Genomic DNA, 17,926 nt, shown 5'->3' on the forward strand with positions numbered 1-17,926 from the left:
CCTTTGACATCATATGTCGGATGAGTCTTGACTTATTCGTACAGCTTCTGGATGAAACCAAATTATTTGATCTGTACGAATATAGAATGGTGCCCCCCCCATATGAATAACGATATGATCTGGCATAACCTTTCTTAATACCCCTCGTACAGAACCGCGTGGCGTTTGAACGGCAAGAGATTTATTTAGTAATCCAGTTAATGCTTCATACACATATGGATCACTGAGATTCCATTTATCATTCATATGCAACACTCCTTTTCTCGAAGCCCATTGCAGTATATGCAAGCCACAAAGGAAAAATGTACATTTGTCTAAATGAATCTTGGTTAGCTGATTAGTTACTCGAATTGAATAAAGCGGTGATGGAAGATGAATCGATTAGTCCTACTGATGCAGCGTGTTTTCTAATTGCCAATGGTTTTTTCCAAACCTCATTTATTTATGATAAGGCTCTCTCTATCGTATCTTAGATAGATAGGTAACAATTAGTTGTGGCCATGTTGTCAGTCCCCTATTAAGCTAATACTGTGGTGTAGTGGAGGACTGACCGTATTTCCCCACCCCTACCTCCCTACCTAAAAAAAACAATTAACACCTCTCTGTACCCTCATATAGTTCAGCATGTGCCTAGCATGCCGCCCCTCTACCGTATACGGATTTTGCAGCTTTGCAAGCCGATTAACAAACTGATCATCACATCGACAATAATCTCCTGTCTTCCGGTAGCAAATATCATGTTCTCTGCACGCAGCATCTACAGCATTTATGGGGTTACCAGGCCCACTGCATCCTGGACCACACCAATTATAACCAGGAAAAACACAAAAACGTGGAGACCTCCTTACCCTTCGATTCATCTTCTCTCCCCCCCTAACATGTAATCAAGGCAGGTCTATATAAATAAAATATGATTTAGAATGAAAAATTGCGTAGACATACGTTCTAACGTACTCGGTTATGAGGAAAAAATCATACAATGCTGAAATGGTTTCAGTTTGTCACGATTTGTCATAAGCGGCTCTTTTAACGCAAAAAGACCAACACTTTGCGTTCACCAAAGTATTAGCCCTAATTACGAGAGAAAGGTTTCAGTCCCCTACTTCCCGAAAGCATTCATACATGCTGCAATACCCGCAGTTCCCCCCTTATAACTATAGTGTTTATAAACAAATCATTATTCAATGGGATCAGGAACAACTGCTGCTTTAGGTGCGCTTGATTATATGATTCGTAATTAAATATTTTGTAAAAGCCGGTTAACCACCTATTTGGTAGTTAACCGGCTTTTTACTGCATGTCTTTGGTTAGCTTTAGAAAAAGTTCAAATGAATTATTTCTAAACAGCTTTTTTATATCGAAATACATTAAGTTTATAACCATTAATATGCTTTATATTGTATTCCACTTTTATTATCCATTAAATCAATTGTTTTTAAAAACCTCACTTACTTATGATGAGTCTCATCATGATGTATCTAAATGAGGTTTTTATAAAATTAATATCCTAATATTATACATAACACGCTCCTTTACATAATACTTATAATCATCATTTTCCTACATTCTAAAAGAATCCAGCTACTGTTTATTAGTTAATTATTCACCAAAATGGAGGGGATTACATGAAAAAATTCAGTCCTGTTCATGGTACGGTTACCATGATTCAAGATTATTCAGTTGGTTTAGACGAGGAATTAAATGGGTGTTTTAAATTAATGTCCTTATTAACAGGAGATGGTTCAACAGTAAATTTCGTTATTAGTCCAACAACCTATTTTCTTGACCATGTGATAGTTTCAATCGGAGACCGTGTAACGGCTTTTTATGATGTCAATGTACCTGTTATTCTTATTTACCCACCACAATATCAAGGGCTTATTATCGCAAGGGATAATCCCTATCAAAATGTAAAGGTAGACTATTTTGACAGTCAACTGGTGAGTAGCGATGGTCAGTTACAATTAAATATTTCCAATCATACCCCGATATTATTACCGAACGATCAACCCTTTACCTTAAATCCTGCAAACCGAAATTTACTCGTTGTATATGGACCTACCACAATGAGCATACCAGCCCAAACCACTCCCTATAAGATTATTGTTATGTGTTGAATCCGAAGAAGTCTATATTTGTTGGGCAGATGTGCCAAACAATAATTATAATTCAGCTAACATTTGCGATGCTTTTATATAAGGAATCGTCTTTTTGATTCAATCAACGCGAGAAAAAGTTTCATGCTAAATAATTCAAACAAGTTAAACTTTAACGGTTTTTTCTAAACGTGCGGATTCTAACTCATTTGTTTTAATTTCTTAGTGTTAAGGCATATGCCCAACCCCAATAGGCTACTTAAGCATAGCCTTTAGTGTATAGAATAAATAGGAGGGATTTGCTTTGACTAATAATTATCCATATTTCGGTTTACCAGAAGAATTTAATCAAGAAATCATTGATGTTAATGATCAACGAATACGCCCTGGATTCGGTGGACCGGGCTTTGGTAGACCTGGTTTTGGCGGCCCAGGATTCGGCTTAGGCTTAGGCTTTTTAGGAGGACTTGCTACTGGTGCACTATTGGCCCCAGGACCTGGATTTGGTTATTACCCACCATACCCTTATTATCCTCCTTATCAGCCATACCCGTACCAACCATATCCATACTCACAATATCCAAATTATAATATTCCATACTCTCCTTACTAAAACGTAAATATAAAACAGGAAAGAGGAGCGACAATTTTTGTGACGGGTTCCGTTTTGAGGTGCATATTGATTAAATGAAAGACCAACTGACGTATGGATTGGCATACGTCAGTTTTGTTGTTATTTCAACGATTAATAGTTAAATTAGGGTTATTTGGCATACGAATATCTCAAATATTTTTTACAGGACAATAGATATTGTACATAGAAAAACGGGTGTCAATTGATATGTCAATTTGGCTGTCAATTGCGCTGTCATTCGATAGAATACCTCTGTTTATTTAATACAAAAGAACCTCTTTTAAGAGATCCGATCAATTTCCTTATTAAACTTAAGCTCCATTTAGTTGCATAAGAAATCGCATTTCTTTCATTTAATTTTTGCCAATTGGTTTATTACTTTTATTAACATAAATCTGACACCTTTTCTTTCATAAGAAAAGTCATTAAAAGTACCAATTAAATAGGTATCCATCTTAGCATGATAAAACAAATAGGCTCCTGTGGCACCCGCATGTCCCCAAACATTAAATATTTTTGGCATGAGTATTGGAATTGTTTTAAACAGCATAATGCCATAACCATATTCAATTCCTACACCATACTTCGCTTTATCATTCATCATTTTCTCAAGCGTTTCCTTTTTCACTAATTGATAGGATACTAACGCTTTCATAAACTTCAACATATCTTCTCCAGTAGATACTACTCCACCGCCTGCATAGTCGAGACCTGCATATCCTTTGTGATTTGTTATATTGTTTTTATTAACATAAAAGTCTGCTAAATATTGGGTATCTTTGTCTAATGGATTAGAATAGTGTAGCACAGATGAATTCATCATACCAAGGGGCTGATAAATATGTTGTTTCATAGCTACATGAAATGGTAGACCTGTTATTTTTTCTATGATTAACCCTAAAAGATGATAGTTTGTATCGGTATATTTAAAGCCGTTACCTGGAGAAAAATGAGGTTTTTGATGTTTTTTCGCCCAAGTTATTGCCTCTTGTGGGCTTATAGTAAAGTTTGGATCATCCAGAAGTTTTTCTAGTAATGGACGGAAATTATCATACAAACCAGACGTTTGATTTAGTAGATGTTTAATTTTTATTTCATTCGTATAATCTTTACCTTTATAAACATGAAGGTGTTTGACTAATTCTTGATCTAAATATTTGGTTATACCGTCCTCGAATGATATTTGATCGTTTTCATATAAAATACTAATCAAAACGGACGTGAATATTTTTCCTACACTTGCCATATATGCTGGCTGTTTTGTATTCATTGACCCTTCTGCGATATGTAAATGGATACCTTTCTTTTCTGAATGAACAAGTAAAAATGCACTCTTTACCTTTTTGTCTTTTTGTACTTGTTTTCTGAATGACTTTTCAATTGAACGGATTACCTTTTCACTTTGTTTTGTTTGCACAGACACCCCTCCATTATTTGATACTAATTTTATTCTATTTACTGCTCGTTAGCTTAATATATATTTTTAAAAATCCTTATTATTACTTAGAAAATTCCAGATTATTCAAAAGGTTAAATATCCATTGTTATATTTCAACTGTATTAGATGACGTTACGTCAACTATAATCTTTATTTCCAGGAGGAATGAAATGATGGAAAAATTGGTGCCTGTCCCCCACCGCTTTACAGTAATAAAGTGATGGGGGACAGGCACTTAAATTTTCAATCTCAAGCTCATAGTTATCCGAATAACCGTCGGCATGTAATGTTAGTGATGTTGTATTTTCATCGATGGCTGTAAAAGTGATAACTCCTACCTAAAAACGATGCCTGTCCCCAACTGGATATAGTCAGAAGCCTATTTTTATTGATTCAATCTATAAAATCAGTGTCTACTAGTTTATTTAATCAATTTACAAGAAGCCATGTTTAAAGACTATTTCTTTGTTTAACTGCTGAATATACTACTTATATACAAGTTAGGAGGATTTTTATGGCGAAGGAGAAAATAGTTATTGGGACAACCGATAAGAAAAAAAGTGCACAACACCAGTATAATTTATTAACCAGGAACAAAATTAACGCAGATATTAAAGTCTATAAAACTGATAGCGGAGAACTCTATAGCGTGGAGGCCGGCCCATATTCTATGAGAAAACAATTGCTTCAAGATATAGATAAAATTAAGGGCCTTGGATTACCAAACGCTTTTATTACAAATGCATAACGGTTACCCCACAACCCTCCTCTCAAACACCAGTTCCACCGTTCCAGTCGATCTATTCCGTTGTTTGGAAAAATGACTTGCGTAAATCAGACATAAGTGGGCGCTCTCCTTGGCGTGATCCCACATTACGTGACAAACTGGGAAATTAACAGGATGGGGATGTTCCATTCATTCGCCAGTAATTTGACCTGAAAAATTGGTGCCTTTCCCCCACCGTTTTACAGTAAAAAAGTGATGGGGGACAGGCACTTAAATTTTAATTAGTCTACATTATCTAATGCACCATTAAGTTTATCAAAGTGCTCTAAAAGCCAATCGAAATGTTGAATATACAATTCTGGGTTGTGTATATCTGCTTCAACTGAATATAGCATCCTTTTTGCGGCACTTTTTTCCTGGCTGGTGTACCACTCAAAAGAAAAACCACATGCATTTTCAATCTCAGCCTTTTTTAATTCAAGATTTGAAAAATACTCTGGTTGGTAAACACAAATCCCTATACCCAGTATTTTCCTTTTAAGAAGCTGAAAAAACAAATGATAGTTTGGGCTTCCAACTGTAACGTCATACCAATCATCATACGATGGCTTGAGTAGCAATATCACCACGCCCGTTGTCACAACAGTACTGAACAAAGTTTTTCCAGAAGCCCATCCTTAGCAATTGAAGTTCTGATAGTTCCCTTGTTGTCGCTTTAGTAGGGTCAGATATTCCATCAATGTCTGGTTTTTCTATTTCTGGTACATCTTCTCTTCCGTCATTCACAAACGAAATGTATTAAAGCGTTGGGGGACAGGCACTTAAATTATTAACTTCCTTAAATTATTGTAAATATTTAGTAAATAACATCACTTTTTGTATTCCTTTAACTATACTGAAGGAGGTTTAACAATTACATCTTGTCACGGGCAAGCGTATGTAACTTTGCAAGGAATGGTGGGGACGGAAAACACTAACTCATACTCCATTGTGCAGATTTACAAGGATCGCTTGGAAATAGACGGCTATGGCGGAGAGCCGGATCGTGTGTTAAATATACAGCAATAAAAGAAATAGAATCTCGTTCATTATGGACGAGATTCTATTTCCTTTATCAATCCAATTTCCGAAATACAGGTTCATCTATGGTGAAATCACGTTTCCGCTTTTTGGCGATAGCCTTAACGTAAGAGTAAATACTTTGAGCAGTGTATCCAAGTTTTTCATAATACCATCACAATTCCCCAGCACCAAAAGTATCCCCATTCTCAAGATCCCCTGATTCAAATCCGCGATGAAACCATCGTTTACGTTGCTCTGATGTGCCATGTGTAAATGTATCAGGAACAACATAGCCTTGCGCCCGTTTCTGCAAGGTATCATCTCCGATTGCGTTAGCGGCATCAAGTGCTTCTTCCAGATCACCTTCATCAAGCAAGTTCATGCTCTCTGCATGATGGGCCCATACACCTGCTAAATAATCGGCCTGAAGTTCAGAACGTACAGTCAGCTCATTCAATTCCTTCTCACTGACTCTCCCGCGTGCATTGTTTAGGTCTTTATTTAAGGAAAGAAGTGTCTGTACATGATGACCAACTTCATGCGCAACCACATAGGCCATTGCAAAGTCACCAGGTGCTTGGAAATTCTTTTCCAGTTGATCATAGAAACTCAAATCGATATAAAGCTTTTCATCACCCGGGCAATAAAATGGTCCTACTGCTGCGCTTTGACCTCCACAGGCAGATTGTACATAATCAGTAAATAATACCAAGGTTGGTTCATTATATTCCATCCCATACTCATTGAATATGCTTGACCAGACTGTTTCCGTATCTGCAAGTACAACAGATACGAAATCAGCGAGTTCCGCTTCACGCTCTGTTTCAACGTATGGTGTTGTATTTTGGTAGTTAGAGTCTTGAGTTCCTGAAAGAAAATCAAGTGGATTCCCACCGAGAAACATGACAAGTAACAGGATGATAATTCCTCCGGTCCCGCCACCTGCGAGCATCGGAATACTTAAGCCTCTACCAGAGCTTTTTCCCCTTCGATCTTCAACATTACTGCTTTGCTTTCTGCCACGCCATTTCATTGCCTGTCCCCCATAACTTATCATATGCTATTAGTTATATACCCAATTGCTAAGGTTCTTATGTATCCTAAAGGGGTGCCAATGGATAGTGGCAGAAATGTAATGGTAACACGTTACTGCAGTCCACCTAGCAAAGGATCAATCCCCCACTTCTCTATCACTTTAACGTGGTGCCGGACTGACCCTTTATTTCCATTTCCCTATCTAAAAACACAATTAATCCCCTTCTGTATCCTCATATACCTCAGCATCATTCCAGCATGCCGCCCCTCTTCCGTATACCGATTTTGCAACCTTACAAGCCGATTAACAAACTGATCATCACAAAGGCAATAATCTCTTGTCCTCCGGTAGCAAATATCATGTTTTCTGCATGCAGCATCTACCGCATTAACGGGGTTACCAGGCCCAGCACACCCTGGGCCACACCACTTATAGCCAGGAATAACGCAAAAACGTGGAGACCTCCTTATCCTTCGATTCATCTTCTCTCACTCCCTTAATATTTAATCACAGCCAGGTCTGTATAAATAAAATATGATTTAGAAGAAAAATTGCGTAGACATACGTTCTAAAGTACTTGGTTATGAGGAAAGAATCATACAAAAAAGACCAACACTTTGCGTTAACCAAAGTGTTAGCCCTAATTACGAGAAAAAGGTTTCAATCCTCTACTTCTCGAAAGCATTAATACTATACTTAACAGAATGGTATGATCTCCTAAGAGTAAAATTGAACCCTTCTTCCTTACTAACTGAAGAGAGTCCAAGCTCTTCATGCAATTTCACCCTAAATTTTCCCTTTACCTTTCCCTATTAACTTTTACCATTTTCCATGACTTTACAAGAGCATACACCATAAGCAGCAAATAATCGAAAATGGGAATGCAGTAATAATCATTACTTTTTGCAATGCCTGAGCTATAGGCGCATAAAGATAAATTAAATGGTATGAGTCCAGTTAAAAACCGAACCCATACCATGTAAGCTGCTTATATAATTGTATCTAACAATTAGGCGTGCACTTCAGCCTTGTTCCCTTGATTAAGCTGATTGATTTGTTCTATCATGGAAGGCAGCTCGCTCATCGATTTGATGGTAAAATCTGCCCCATTTTGTAAAAAAGTTTGTCTTGTTTTATTAATAGCTTTCTCTTGATCTTCTTCAGACAACGCATCGAATTCCTCTATGCTAAGGCCCATTTCTGAGCTGCCAATAATAACACCTACCGCCCAAACACCTGCACTGTTCGCCTCAGCAAAATCAGGGATTGTATCGCCTACTTTTATGACGTTCTTGGCTGCTGATAATTTTAATGCTTCCATGTTTCGATAGATCATATAAGGATACGGTCTTCCAAGCGAATTTGTTGCATCAGGTGTTATGTAAAAATCTGGACTATAGCCTTTTTTCGCTGCTTCCGGAACAACAACATCCATCATCTTTTGGGTATATCCTGATGTAGAACCAATTTTAAGCCCTTGGTTTTTTAAGTCGTTTATTGTCTCAACAACCTCTGGCTTAGGATCAGTGTACTCGGATAGGGAAGCCATAAGACCTGTTTCAAAATTAGTATATAAACTCTCTACATCTTGTTCATTATAAACTCTTCCAAACTTCTCTTTCCATAAAGCGGAAATTCGAGGCATGTCCAGCATCGCACGAATATGATCAATCTTAAGCAGTCCCATTGGGCCTCTTGCCTCTTCCATTGTTACCTCAATACCCACATCTTTAAAAATATTTACAAATGCATTTACCGGTGCAAAACACCCAAAATCAACCGTTGTTCCTGCCCAGTCAAAAATTACGCCTTCTATCTTTTTCATTTTACATTCACTCCCATATAATTTTCGATTACATTACATAATGTTTGTATATCTTCTTCATAAATTTCACCAATGTTTCCAATCCGGAATGTATTTATATGTGTCAGTTTTCCTGGATAAAGGACAAATCCTCTCTCTTTTACATAGTCATAAAAGTCTTCGAATGAAAAGGATTCATTCGGGAAAAGAAAGGTTGTAATGATTGGTGATTGTTTTTCATCTGTTATATACGCATGGAATCCAATTTCTTTAAGCCTCTCTCTTAAAATTCGATTATTATTCTGATAACGGGAGAATCTCGCTGGAATGCCTCCTTCTTCATCCAATTCATCGAGGGCTTTAGCAAATGCTGCCACTACATGTGTCGGAGAAGTGAAACGCCATTTCCCATCCTTCTTCATTTCCTTCCATTGATCATATAAATCGAATGACAAACTGCGCGAATTACCTTCACAAGCTATGAGCTTATCTATTCTAGCAATGACAAAACCAAAACCAGGAACACCTTGAATGCATTTATTGGCACTGCTTATTAAATAATCAATCCCTAGTTCAGGAACATTAATTTCCATTCCACCAAAACTACTCATGGCGTCAACGATGTACGTTTTCTCAAATTCCTTTGACAGTTTTGATACCATTTCAATTGGATTTAATATGCCTGTGGTTGTTTCACAATGGACCATGACGATATGCGTAATGTCTGAATCCTCTTTTAAAATATTCCTAATTTCTTCTTCATTTGGGTATTCATTGTTAGCTACACGAAATTCCCTAAATGCTATTCCAATGTATTTTGCTATTTTTACAATTCTTTCCCCATAGGCACCATTCGTTATAATTAAAGCCTTATCTTGATTCGAAATGGCAGAATTCATTACAGCTTCAACCGTAAACGTACCACTTCCTTGCATCAGTACAGTTGTATACTCTTTTGGATCACCACCTGCCAATTCAAGAATCTTAGCTCTTATTTTCTGTGTAAGGCTTTTATAATCATTTTCCCAAGTACAACGATCTAACAGCATTTCCTCTTTCACACTGCTTGTCGTCGTCAAAGGACCCGGTGTTAACAGTTTGTAGTGATTCATGGCTTTTTCTCTATTCTCCTTTATTTATGATTTAGTCAGAAGTTGCTGGGAAGTACCGTTTTTTCAAACGAGTTGAAATAACCTCTAATAGAAAGGCAACAATGAGAATCGCATAGGTAATAAATCCAACCTCCCGCAGATCGAAGTAAAAGCTAGAAGCCATAAATAGATCAAATCCAATTCCGCCTGCTCCAGCTGCCGCTCCCATTGCGACGGCTACACCAAAGTTGATTTCAAACCGTAAGAAAACCCAGGATAATAAATAAGTAAAGGTAGACGGTAAGACACCACTTTTTACGATATGCCACCAGCTCCCACCAGCTGATTGCAGTGCTTCCAAGATTCCCTTATCGACTTCTTCAAATGCTTCAGAAAATGCTTTGACTAAATATGCAATCGAATGAAACAACATACCAAGAACCGCCGCTTCACTTCCCAACCCTGCGGCAATTGCAAAGATCAAAACCCATAATACCGTTGGAACAGCCCGAATAAATGCAACAAATACGCGAACAATTCTTGTTATGCCTACAGGGGCTAAATTTGTCGCAGCCATCAAAGAAAGGAAAAAGGCAATAACCGCACCAATTATCGTAGCTAAGAATGCTAAGCTAAGTGTTACCCCAACTTGATAAATGGCTTCTCCTAAACTCAAATGACTTAATGCCGGCTCAAGAAACATCACTTTCAAGTTATACGCTGTTTCCGTAATCGCTGAGCCTAATTCCAGCCCCGCATAGTTAAAGAATAGAAAGGCAACAAATGTCAAAATAGTTAGAATAACTACTGTCCATCTTAGTACTCGATCACCTTTATTACCCGATTTTATATGAATTCGGCCGTCTTTCTTTCTCTTTATATAGGTTGCTTCCATTATAGAATCACCTTCCGCACATAATTTGACATAAGGTCGACAATGATAACGGTAATGACAATACATAATGTCACAAGCGCTACGGCATTATAATTTAACATCTTATAATACATATCAAAGGTATATCCAATTCCTGTTCCTGTTAAGATTCCTACCAATGTAGCATTCCGAATGTTGGTTTCTACCATAAACAACACCCAGCTGATCATCTGTGGCAAACATTGTGGAATAACAGCCTTACCTACAATTTGGAAATAAGTAGCACCGGTTGCAGTTAAAGCTTCAACAGAACTTTGGCTCGCTTCATCAATCGATTCAATAAATGCCCTTGTTAAAAACCCTACTGTCCCAACAAATAGAGCGAGAAAGCCTGTTACAGAATTTTGTCCAAAAGAAAGGAGCAAAACCAACGACCATGCAACAACTGGGATATTTCTTGATACGGAAGCAATAAAACGGGCAAATACACTTAAAAAGTTATTTACTTTTGTCGTTTTTGAACCGAATACCCCTAAGAAGAGAGAAACAACAGCTGCTATCGTTGTTGCCGCTATAGACATAAAGGTGGTTTCAGCTAGTTTTTCCAGGATGGTTGGCAATTTATCAAGCGTTTCCTGCGTCACCATCAGATTAGAAAACATCCAGCCGATCGCTTTAGGGATTGTCACTAACCCATCTACAAAGTTAAATGATGTAATAGCTGATGATACATAGGTTAGAACGATGATGATGAGAAGTAAGATTACTGTCTGCCATCTGTTCTTTCGCAACGTTTTTTCATTCACAGTCATATCTCCTTACGCTGTTATTAAATCTTCCGTTTTGGTTCCGTAAATTTTGTTAATCTGTTGTTCAGAAAGTTCACGACTTGTTCCATTAGATACAATTTCCCCTTTATTCAAACCAATGATACGATCTGAATAATGTTGCGCCACATCCACTTGATGTAAATTCACCAAACATGTAATGCCCATTTCTGTACTTATTGATTTTAAAAGATCCATGATAATCTTAGAGGAACTCGGATCCAGTGAAGCAATCGGTTCATCACATAGGATAAGTTTTGGTTCTTGAATAAGCGCTCTGCATATCCCTACACGTTGCTGCTGACCACCACTTAATTGGTCACATCGCTTATATGCATGTTCATGAATTCCTAGTTTTTCTAGCAGGTGAAAAGCATGTACCTTTTCTTCTTCTGTATATCTTCCTAACAGCCCCTGCAGTGTTGTTTTATAACCAAATCGACCATGCAGTACATTCTCAATCACTGTCAAACGAGGGACGAGATTATAGTGCTGAAACACCATCCCAATATTCGCTCGCAAATTTCGTAATTCTTTTTTATTCAAACTTCCAACATCATGATTGTTAAAAATAATCTTTCCTTCATTAAATTCAACCATTCGATTAATACAACGCAGCAAGGTAGATTTACCAGCACCAGACGGACCAATGATCGAAACAAGTTCTCCTGCTTTTATTTCAAAATGAATATTCTTTAATATTTGTTTGTCCGCTGTATATGACTTCCCAAGCCCTTCTACTTTTAACAATGACATATGTATTGACTCCTTTTTAGAGCATATTAAGTAAGATTAAACAATTAAATTTAAGTACACTCTTACCCTTTTCATTTTCCCCTAATATGAAATACGTGTATTACTGTGAAATCTCGCGAATCGGGTCATACCATTCATCTTCCACAGCCACTAGTCTTTCTTTATCACTTTTAGAGAATAAAGCGCTCTGTTCTGAATCTTCAGGGGCAAAGATTTTTTCATTATTTGCTACTTCATCTGAAGTTAATACCTCTTGAATTTTATCAAAATCCTCTTGTCCTATTACATCCATATTCACAACAAATGGTTCATTTAATACTGGGGTGGAGCTCAGTAATGTGAATTCTTTGCCTGTAACTGTATTGAAGGGTTCCGCAGCATTTTCTTTAATGCGATAAACAGCACCAACTGTACTTTCTTCTCCTTCAGCAAGCTCCACATATTCATCCACACAAGTATCACAGAATGCCGCAACGTCTGCATTACCCGATAACAGATTGACTGCCGAACCTTGATGAGAGTTGCCAAATAATACTTGAGAGAATAATGGTCCGCTTTCCATTAAATTTTCTTCCGTTAGATCTGCATATTCTTCTTGTTGTGAGAAATGAGCAATAATACTAGATGATGGAACTTTAAACCCTGAGGTTGAACTGTTTGATACGAATGAAAATCTTGTATCTGCAATCGTATCAAGGGAGAATTCCCCGTCTTCTTTAAACTTGTCTTGCTCATCCACATTCACAGCTAACCAGCTATAGTATTTAGCATCATCCAATGTTCCGGATTCACCAGATTTTACGGCTATCGTTTCAATCGCATCATTTCTATTCTTTGCTTCGACATAACCTTGTGCACCCATGAATGCAAGGTCCGCATTGTTGTTTGCTAAAGTTTCAATTGCAATAGCGTAGTCCGTTGTTAATTGATGCTCTACCTCTTTACCTGTAGCCTCTGTAATAAGTCTTCCAATTTCATCACGAGATGATTTCAAATCTTCACCAGACTCGTTGGGATACCAAACAATCTTAATCACATCATCAACTGTCGCAGTAGCGTTATTACCTCCACTACATGCCGTTAACAAAACAGTGAATACTAAGAGCATAATCAATAAAATTTTCGTTTTCATTTTTTTCTCTCCTTTTCCTTAATAAATAGATAGTAGAATTTGTTTGACCTCTTCCTGCGTTAAAGCAACTGGGTTATTATCCATCCGGCCCTTTGTAAAGGCATTTGCGGCAACTTTATCGATTATTTCTTCATTAGCCTTGTAATCTCTAAGCTTGCTTGAGAAACCGGATAACTGATTGAAATGCTCAATAAGCCCTTGAACTTCATCGCAGCTGCTTACACCAAATGCTTGGAGCAACTTATCGTTTTCAATAATAGAGTCAAAATTGATTTTCAACACTTTAGCCAATGTGATGCTTGTTGCTATCCCATGGACCATTCCCAGTTCCAATGTCAGCGGATAGGATATCGAATGACATGCAGTCGTCCTCGTGTTACTAAATGCGAGCCCTGCATACAAGCTACCCAAAGCCATTTCATTTCTATATGTAACTTCAGTCGGATGGTTTAATACTTTTTCAAAGTTATGGACAATACGTTTGATTGCTTCTAAAGAATAGATTCTTGAAATTTCATTGGAGCTCTTTGACCAATAAGCCTCTGTTGCATGACATAAAGCATCCAAAGCAGTGGAAGCCGTTAATCCTTTCGGTAATGATACGGTTAGCGTCGGATCAATGATGGCTGTATGCGCATATAAGTGTTCACTATCAACCGACATTTTCACTCCGTTCGCGTGATCCCAAATCGTTGCCCAGCAAGTAACCTCAGAACCCGTACCTGAAGTTGTAGGAATGCCAATCCATGGGACGACGTTTTGATTTTCTACATATTGTTTTTGATCAATCATCGTACGTAATGCAGAGACAGACTCTATTTCCAAATCCTTTAATCCAGCTAATGATTTCGAAAGATCAAGAACACTACCTCCCCCAATTCCTACGATGCATTGATAATCAAAGTTTTCAATTTGTTTATAGTAATGAAACAAGTCTTCCACATCAGGATTGGATATGTTTACTTCAATCTGCTTGACTTCAAAGTTCTCAAGGCTTTTATAAAGGTTACGTCCTGCCACCGATTCTGGAAAATCACCTCCTCGATGTAAAAGGACAATGTTGGTGAATCGAGGTTTGATCGTATTTAATACATCTTCAATGACATCTATGGAGTCTATTTTAATTCTGACTGGATTGTAATAGTTTCCCATTCGGCTATTTCCTCTCTACTTTCGTCTTGTGTTTTGCTGTACAATGCAAGGTTAATCCGTTTTTTGCTGTTTTGCAATGGCTTTTACAGTTTATTTACATTAAATTTATATTCTTTACATAAAATTCATACAACTTTTACTTTACAAAATGTTATTATTTGCTTTGTTTTGCTTCTTTTTAATGTATGTTATGATTTATATACAGGTTACAGATGGGAGAGCTGGATAATGTTACAAGAGCAAAGACATCAAATGATTGAATCCTTTTTAAAACAGCAAAAAGCTGTAAAAGCTTCAGAGCTTGCTACTTTATTAGATATCTCTATTGATACGGTACGGAGGGATCTAGAGGTTCTTGAGAAAAAAGGAATCGTAAAACGAGTTCATGGCGGGGCTATCTTAACCCAAAAAAGTGATAATGTACTTAACAAACTTTTTAAAGAAAGAGAAGTCAAAAATCTAGAAAAAAAACAAGAAGCTGCAGCTATTGCAATTGAATTAATTGAAGAAGGGCAGGCAATTGCTCTAAACGGCGGGACAACGACCATTGAAATTGCGAAAGTTCTTGTTGACAAGTTTAAGCGATTAACGATTATTACAAACGATCTTCGGATTCTATCTATTCTTGGATCGAATAAAAATTTCAATATAATACTAACCGGCGGCTTTTTTAATCCAGAGGAGTACACTTTATATGGGAAACAATGTGAAGAAATCCTTTCTAATTTTAATATTGATATTGCCTTTCTTACGGTAAACGCATTATCACTTGAACATGGTTTAACAGATTTCAGAAAGCATGAAGTAGGCGTTATTCAAACCATTCTCTCACGTACAAGACATAAAGTAGTAGTTGCTGATTCATCAAAATTTGAGACATTTTCATACATCAATGTATGTCCACTAAAGGATATTGATCTAATTGTTACGGATAGCTCACTTTCATCTAATATCGTGGAGGAATATAGTAAACGTGATATTCGGATTCTTTCTCCACACTAATCAACAATGATTTGGAAATGCCTGCTAGCAGCGATTAATGAGATTCTGTAGAGGTCCCTTCCTAATAGGATATTTAGTCATAAATTAACCTATGGTGGTAAAGTTTCATTATCTATTCCTGAACAGCCAGGTACGCGACAATTTCTGATATAAAGGCTCTAGAGTCAAAGACAGAACTTGTCGCTTTCAACTAATTAGATCACTTTTTGTTTGTCTGAATCACCGTTGTACTCGTTTCGATAATTTATTCCACTTCACTTAATGATTCATCATAAATAATTTGAAGTTTCCTCCATATCCCCTGCAAATCCCCATTCTTATACAACCCATCAAAAACAACCAAAAGCTCTTCCTTTCTAGCCATTCCATAGACACTGTTTCTGAATGAATCCGATTGTATTTCGCTTCAAGTGTAAGTCCCTTTTTAAGAAACCTAATTCCTAGTTCTTTCAACTTTTCCATTAACTGAACTCGTTTATCTGCTTCGCTTCTATCGGACCAGCCTCCATTATGCCACCACCACTCTTCTCTTGTTTTTCTTTATACTCTCAATCCTAGAACAATTAAAAAACACCACTAAATATTTTTTAAAAATAAGGGGAAAATAAATTTATCATGACTTGAAAAGCGATTTTTAAAGTATGAATCATCACTATTTTTAGGAATAGCCTAGAAAGGCGGTCTTACCCATGGGTAGAATAAAAAAAGTTAAATTATGGACAAACCAATATGTAATAATCGTATTATTGTCTTTAGTAATGTTCGCTTCTTTCTATATGATTACAGCAGGTTTCCCACTTTTTGTATCGACCATTACTGATAATCCTGCGATTGCGGGAATCATGACCACAACCTTAATGGTAGCATCATTAATTACACGTTTCTTTGCAAGTGTCATTATCCAAAAAGTTAATATGAAATTGCTTCTCATCATTTCCCTGGTTTATTTTTTAGGTACCATCGCACTGACGTTTGTAAACCAGTCCATCGGATTTTTGATCTTCATTCGAGCGCTTCAAGGGATTGGTTTTAGTATGCTTACGATGTTAGTGTTTACGATATCAAGTAATATTGTTCCTAAATCTCGATTAGGTGAAGGCATTGTTTTTTTCGCAATGTCTACAAGCGTTGGAACGACAATTGGGCCACTCATCGCCATTTCTTATCTAGCAAGATTCTCATTTGAGTCTATGATGATGTTAACACTGGGTCTTATGGCTTTTTCATTATTGTGCAGTTTTTTCACAAAAAATACGAAAGTTGAAAAAGAAAAGGAAATCCCACAGACGAACAAGGATGAACCTTTCTATAAGTACATGTTCGATAAACGTGTCCTACTCCCCTGTATTCTGGTAGCATTTAATTATATGACTATTGCAGGGACTGTCAACTTCGTCGGGGCGTTTGGAAAAGAGATTAATGTTGGCGGGAGTATTTCGCAGTTTTTTATCGCACAAGGGATTGCAATGGTAGCAGTTCGATCTTTCTCTGGTAAAATTTTCGACAAGTTCGGCCACCGAATCCTTATTATTCCAGCCGCTATTTCAGGGACTATCGGTTTGGTTTTATTAGGCTTCTCTACTACCATGTGGATGGTTTGGGTTTCAGGGGTATTATTTGGTATCGCATTTGCCATCATCCATCCAATTACCCAAGCTTGGGCATTAACGCTTGTCCCACCCGAAAAAAAAGCAACAGCCAATTCGATGCTGCTTATTTTTATCGATTTTGGACTAGCTGTTGGATCAATAGGCCTTGGATTCTTAGCTAATATTGTTGGATACGGCATGACATTTAGTTATTCAGCAGCTTTTATGATTATTATTTTGTTGTTATATCTAATTGGAAGCAAGAAAATAGTGCCATTCAAAGCTAATAAGGAAACATCATCGTGAACGAAACATACTGGCAAATGGAATGGGATAAAAAATTTAATGGGCTCGGTTAGCCTGTCGAATTCTCGTGAGCGATCAAAAGTAAAAGGCGTAGATGAGGAGAATATTAAAAAATAGAATTTAAATGACATTAAAATTGATCGATAAAATGGTAAAAAAAGTCGTCTAGATGACGACTTTTTTTATTATAATGACAAGTGTATTATTTAGTTTTTTTAGTATTAGGACTATATGGTAAAATAATATTGTGAATTACTGTACGTAAAGTAACTGGCAGCTTAGTTTAATAAGAACATATTTACTTTTTTTGCGGTATAATTAAATTTTTATTTACAGACTTAATATGAAAGTGAGTGAGACTTTTGAAATTTGTTTTTGATTTAGATGGAACAGTTTGTTT

Annotated in this window: 19 protein-coding genes; 5 read left to right on the forward strand and 14 right to left on the reverse strand. The window is 36.9% G+C overall.

Annotated elements, in window-relative coordinates:
* Positions 1–9 precede the first annotated feature (9 nt).
* Both BV906_RS17255 and BV906_RS17260 read right to left on the reverse strand, forming a co-directional pair.
* Complete coding sequence (locus tag BV906_RS17255; protein ID WP_087974868.1) at positions 10–246, reverse strand: YuzF family protein; 237 nt, start codon at positions 244–246, stop codon at positions 10–12.
* A 332-nt stretch (positions 247–578) separates the two neighbouring features.
* Entirely contained in the window at positions 579–860 is a 282-nt protein-coding gene (locus tag BV906_RS17260; protein ID WP_087974869.1) for a phospholipase, read from the reverse strand.
* Positions 861–1,625: 765 nt separating this feature from the next.
* Here BV906_RS17260 and BV906_RS17265 point away from each other — a divergent pair.
* Together BV906_RS17265 and BV906_RS17270 are read left to right on the forward strand one after the other, a co-directional pair.
* Positions 1,626–2,117, forward strand: coding sequence for a hypothetical protein (locus BV906_RS17265; protein ID WP_087974870.1), 492 nt, complete (start codon positions 1,626–1,628; stop codon positions 2,115–2,117).
* Positions 2,118–2,400: 283 nt separating this feature from the next.
* Positions 2,401–2,709 (forward strand): hypothetical protein, encoded by a 309-nt coding sequence (locus tag BV906_RS17270; protein ID WP_176330397.1) that lies wholly within the window; start codon positions 2,401–2,403, stop codon positions 2,707–2,709.
* 370 nt (positions 2,710–3,079) lie between these two features.
* Here the strand turns inward: BV906_RS17270 and BV906_RS17275 are convergent, their stop codons facing one another.
* Positions 3,080–4,147, reverse strand: a complete 1,068-nt coding sequence (locus BV906_RS17275) for a serine hydrolase domain-containing protein (protein ID WP_087974871.1) — start codon at positions 4,145–4,147, stop codon at positions 3,080–3,082.
* A 535-nt stretch (positions 4,148–4,682) separates the two neighbouring features.
* On the opposite strand from BV906_RS17275, the gene BV906_RS17280 reads away from it, so the two are divergent.
* On the forward strand, positions 4,683–4,916 hold the full coding sequence (locus BV906_RS17280; RefSeq protein ID WP_087974872.1) for an SPOR domain-containing protein: 234 nt from the start codon (positions 4,683–4,685) through the stop codon (positions 4,914–4,916).
* A gap of 260 nt (positions 4,917–5,176) precedes the next feature.
* On the opposite strand, the gene BV906_RS17285 is transcribed toward BV906_RS17280, so the two are convergent.
* The 11 genes from BV906_RS17285 to BV906_RS17330 form a co-directional block, all read right to left on the reverse strand.
* A complete protein-coding gene (locus BV906_RS17285; RefSeq protein WP_176330398.1) occupies positions 5,177–5,536 on the reverse strand; it encodes a DUF4268 domain-containing protein in 360 nt (119 codons plus the stop codon).
* A complete protein-coding gene (locus BV906_RS19610) occupies positions 5,493–5,681 on the reverse strand; it encodes a hypothetical protein (protein ID WP_176330399.1) in 189 nt (62 codons plus the stop codon). Before BV906_RS19610 ends, BV906_RS17285 begins: the two co-directional genes overlap by 44 nt.
* A gap of 448 nt (positions 5,682–6,129) precedes the next feature.
* Positions 6,130–6,990, reverse strand: coding sequence for a KPN_02809 family neutral zinc metallopeptidase (gene ypfJ, locus BV906_RS17290; protein WP_087974874.1), 861 nt, complete (start codon positions 6,988–6,990; stop codon positions 6,130–6,132).
* Positions 6,991–7,190: 200 nt separating this feature from the next.
* Positions 7,191–7,475 (reverse strand): phospholipase, encoded by a 285-nt coding sequence (locus BV906_RS17295; protein ID WP_176330400.1) that lies wholly within the window; start codon positions 7,473–7,475, stop codon positions 7,191–7,193.
* A gap of 527 nt (positions 7,476–8,002) precedes the next feature.
* Positions 8,003–8,818 carry a phosphonoacetaldehyde hydrolase gene (gene phnX, locus BV906_RS17300; RefSeq protein WP_087974875.1) on the reverse strand — a complete coding sequence of 272 codons (816 nt, stop codon included), beginning with the start codon at positions 8,816–8,818 and terminating at the stop codon, positions 8,003–8,005.
* Positions 8,815–9,909 (reverse strand): 2-aminoethylphosphonate--pyruvate transaminase, encoded by a 1,095-nt coding sequence (gene phnW, locus BV906_RS17305; RefSeq protein ID WP_087974876.1) that lies wholly within the window; start codon positions 9,907–9,909, stop codon positions 8,815–8,817. The genes phnX and phnW overlap by 4 nt, the downstream gene beginning before the upstream one ends.
* 31 nt (positions 9,910–9,940) lie before the next feature.
* A complete protein-coding gene (locus BV906_RS17310; protein WP_087974877.1) occupies positions 9,941–10,783 on the reverse strand; it encodes an ABC transporter permease subunit in 843 nt (280 codons plus the stop codon).
* Positions 10,783–11,574: a phosphonate ABC transporter, permease protein PhnE gene (gene phnE / locus BV906_RS17315; protein ID WP_425435208.1), complete on the reverse strand. Its 792-nt coding sequence runs from the start codon at positions 11,572–11,574 to the stop codon at positions 10,783–10,785. Before phnE ends, BV906_RS17310 begins: the two co-directional genes overlap by 1 nt.
* Positions 11,575–11,580: 6 nt before the next feature.
* On the reverse strand, positions 11,581–12,345 hold the full coding sequence (gene phnC / locus BV906_RS17320) for a phosphonate ABC transporter ATP-binding protein (protein ID WP_087974879.1): 765 nt from the start codon (positions 12,343–12,345) through the stop codon (positions 11,581–11,583).
* 100 nt (positions 12,346–12,445) lie between these two features.
* Positions 12,446–13,477 (reverse strand): PhnD/SsuA/transferrin family substrate-binding protein, encoded by a 1,032-nt coding sequence (locus tag BV906_RS17325; protein WP_087974880.1) that lies wholly within the window; start codon positions 13,475–13,477, stop codon positions 12,446–12,448.
* A gap of 18 nt (positions 13,478–13,495) precedes the next feature.
* A complete protein-coding gene (locus tag BV906_RS17330) occupies positions 13,496–14,629 on the reverse strand; it encodes a phosphonoacetaldehyde reductase (protein WP_087974881.1) in 1,134 nt (377 codons plus the stop codon).
* 228 nt (positions 14,630–14,857) lie between these two features.
* Here BV906_RS17330 and BV906_RS17335 point away from each other — a divergent pair, with 228 nt between their 5' ends.
* On the forward strand, positions 14,858–15,631 hold the full coding sequence (locus BV906_RS17335; RefSeq protein ID WP_087974882.1) for a DeoR/GlpR family DNA-binding transcription regulator: 774 nt from the start codon (positions 14,858–14,860) through the stop codon (positions 15,629–15,631).
* 689 nt (positions 15,632–16,320) lie between these two features.
* Positions 16,321–17,526, forward strand: coding sequence for an MFS transporter (locus tag BV906_RS17345; RefSeq protein ID WP_087974884.1), 1,206 nt, complete (start codon positions 16,321–16,323; stop codon positions 17,524–17,526).
* The last annotated feature ends 400 nt before the right edge of the window (positions 17,527–17,926 follow it).

This window comes from Oceanobacillus rekensis, assembly GCF_002153375.1.
Lineage (GTDB): Bacteria > Bacillota > Bacilli > Bacillales > Amphibacillaceae > Oceanobacillus > Oceanobacillus rekensis.

What these genes read in the sequence shown, in the direction of transcription:
- BV906_RS17335 (WP_087974882.1), top strand. Translation starts at nt 14,858, where the DNA reads ATGTTACAAGAGCAAAGACATCAAATGATTGAATCCTTTTTAAAACAG.
- BV906_RS17265 (WP_087974870.1), top strand. Translation starts at nt 1,626, where the DNA reads ATGAAAAAATTCAGTCCTGTTCATGGTACGGTTACCATGATTCAAGAT.
- phnE (WP_425435208.1), bottom strand. Translation starts at nt 11,574, where the DNA reads ATGACTGTGAATGAAAAAACGTTGCGAAAGAACAGATGGCAGACAGTA.
- BV906_RS17325 (WP_087974880.1), bottom strand. Translation starts at nt 13,477, where the DNA reads ATGAAAACGAAAATTTTATTGATTATGCTCTTAGTATTCACTGTTTTG.
- phnW (WP_087974876.1), bottom strand. Translation starts at nt 9,909, where the DNA reads ATGAATCACTACAAACTGTTAACACCGGGTCCTTTGACGACGACAAGC.
- BV906_RS17260 (WP_087974869.1), bottom strand. Translation starts at nt 860, where the DNA reads ATGAATCGAAGGGTAAGGAGGTCTCCACGTTTTTGTGTTTTTCCTGGT.
- phnX (WP_087974875.1), bottom strand. Translation starts at nt 8,818, where the DNA reads ATGAAAAAGATAGAAGGCGTAATTTTTGACTGGGCAGGAACAACGGTT.
- ypfJ (WP_087974874.1), bottom strand. Translation starts at nt 6,990, where the DNA reads ATGAAATGGCGTGGCAGAAAGCAAAGCAGTAATGTTGAAGATCGAAGG.
- BV906_RS17310 (WP_087974877.1), bottom strand. Translation starts at nt 10,783, where the DNA reads ATGGAAGCAACCTATATAAAGAGAAAGAAAGACGGCCGAATTCATATA.
- BV906_RS17330 (WP_087974881.1), bottom strand. Translation starts at nt 14,629, where the DNA reads ATGGGAAACTATTACAATCCAGTCAGAATTAAAATAGACTCCATAGAT.
- BV906_RS17345 (WP_087974884.1), top strand. Translation starts at nt 16,321, where the DNA reads ATGGGTAGAATAAAAAAAGTTAAATTATGGACAAACCAATATGTAATA.
- BV906_RS17280 (WP_087974872.1), top strand. Translation starts at nt 4,683, where the DNA reads ATGGCGAAGGAGAAAATAGTTATTGGGACAACCGATAAGAAAAAAAGT.
- BV906_RS17295 (WP_176330400.1), bottom strand. Translation starts at nt 7,475, where the DNA reads ATGAATCGAAGGATAAGGAGGTCTCCACGTTTTTGCGTTATTCCTGGC.
- BV906_RS17255 (WP_087974868.1), bottom strand. Translation starts at nt 246, where the DNA reads ATGAATGATAAATGGAATCTCAGTGATCCATATGTGTATGAAGCATTA.
- phnC (WP_087974879.1), bottom strand. Translation starts at nt 12,345, where the DNA reads ATGTCATTGTTAAAAGTAGAAGGGCTTGGGAAGTCATATACAGCGGAC.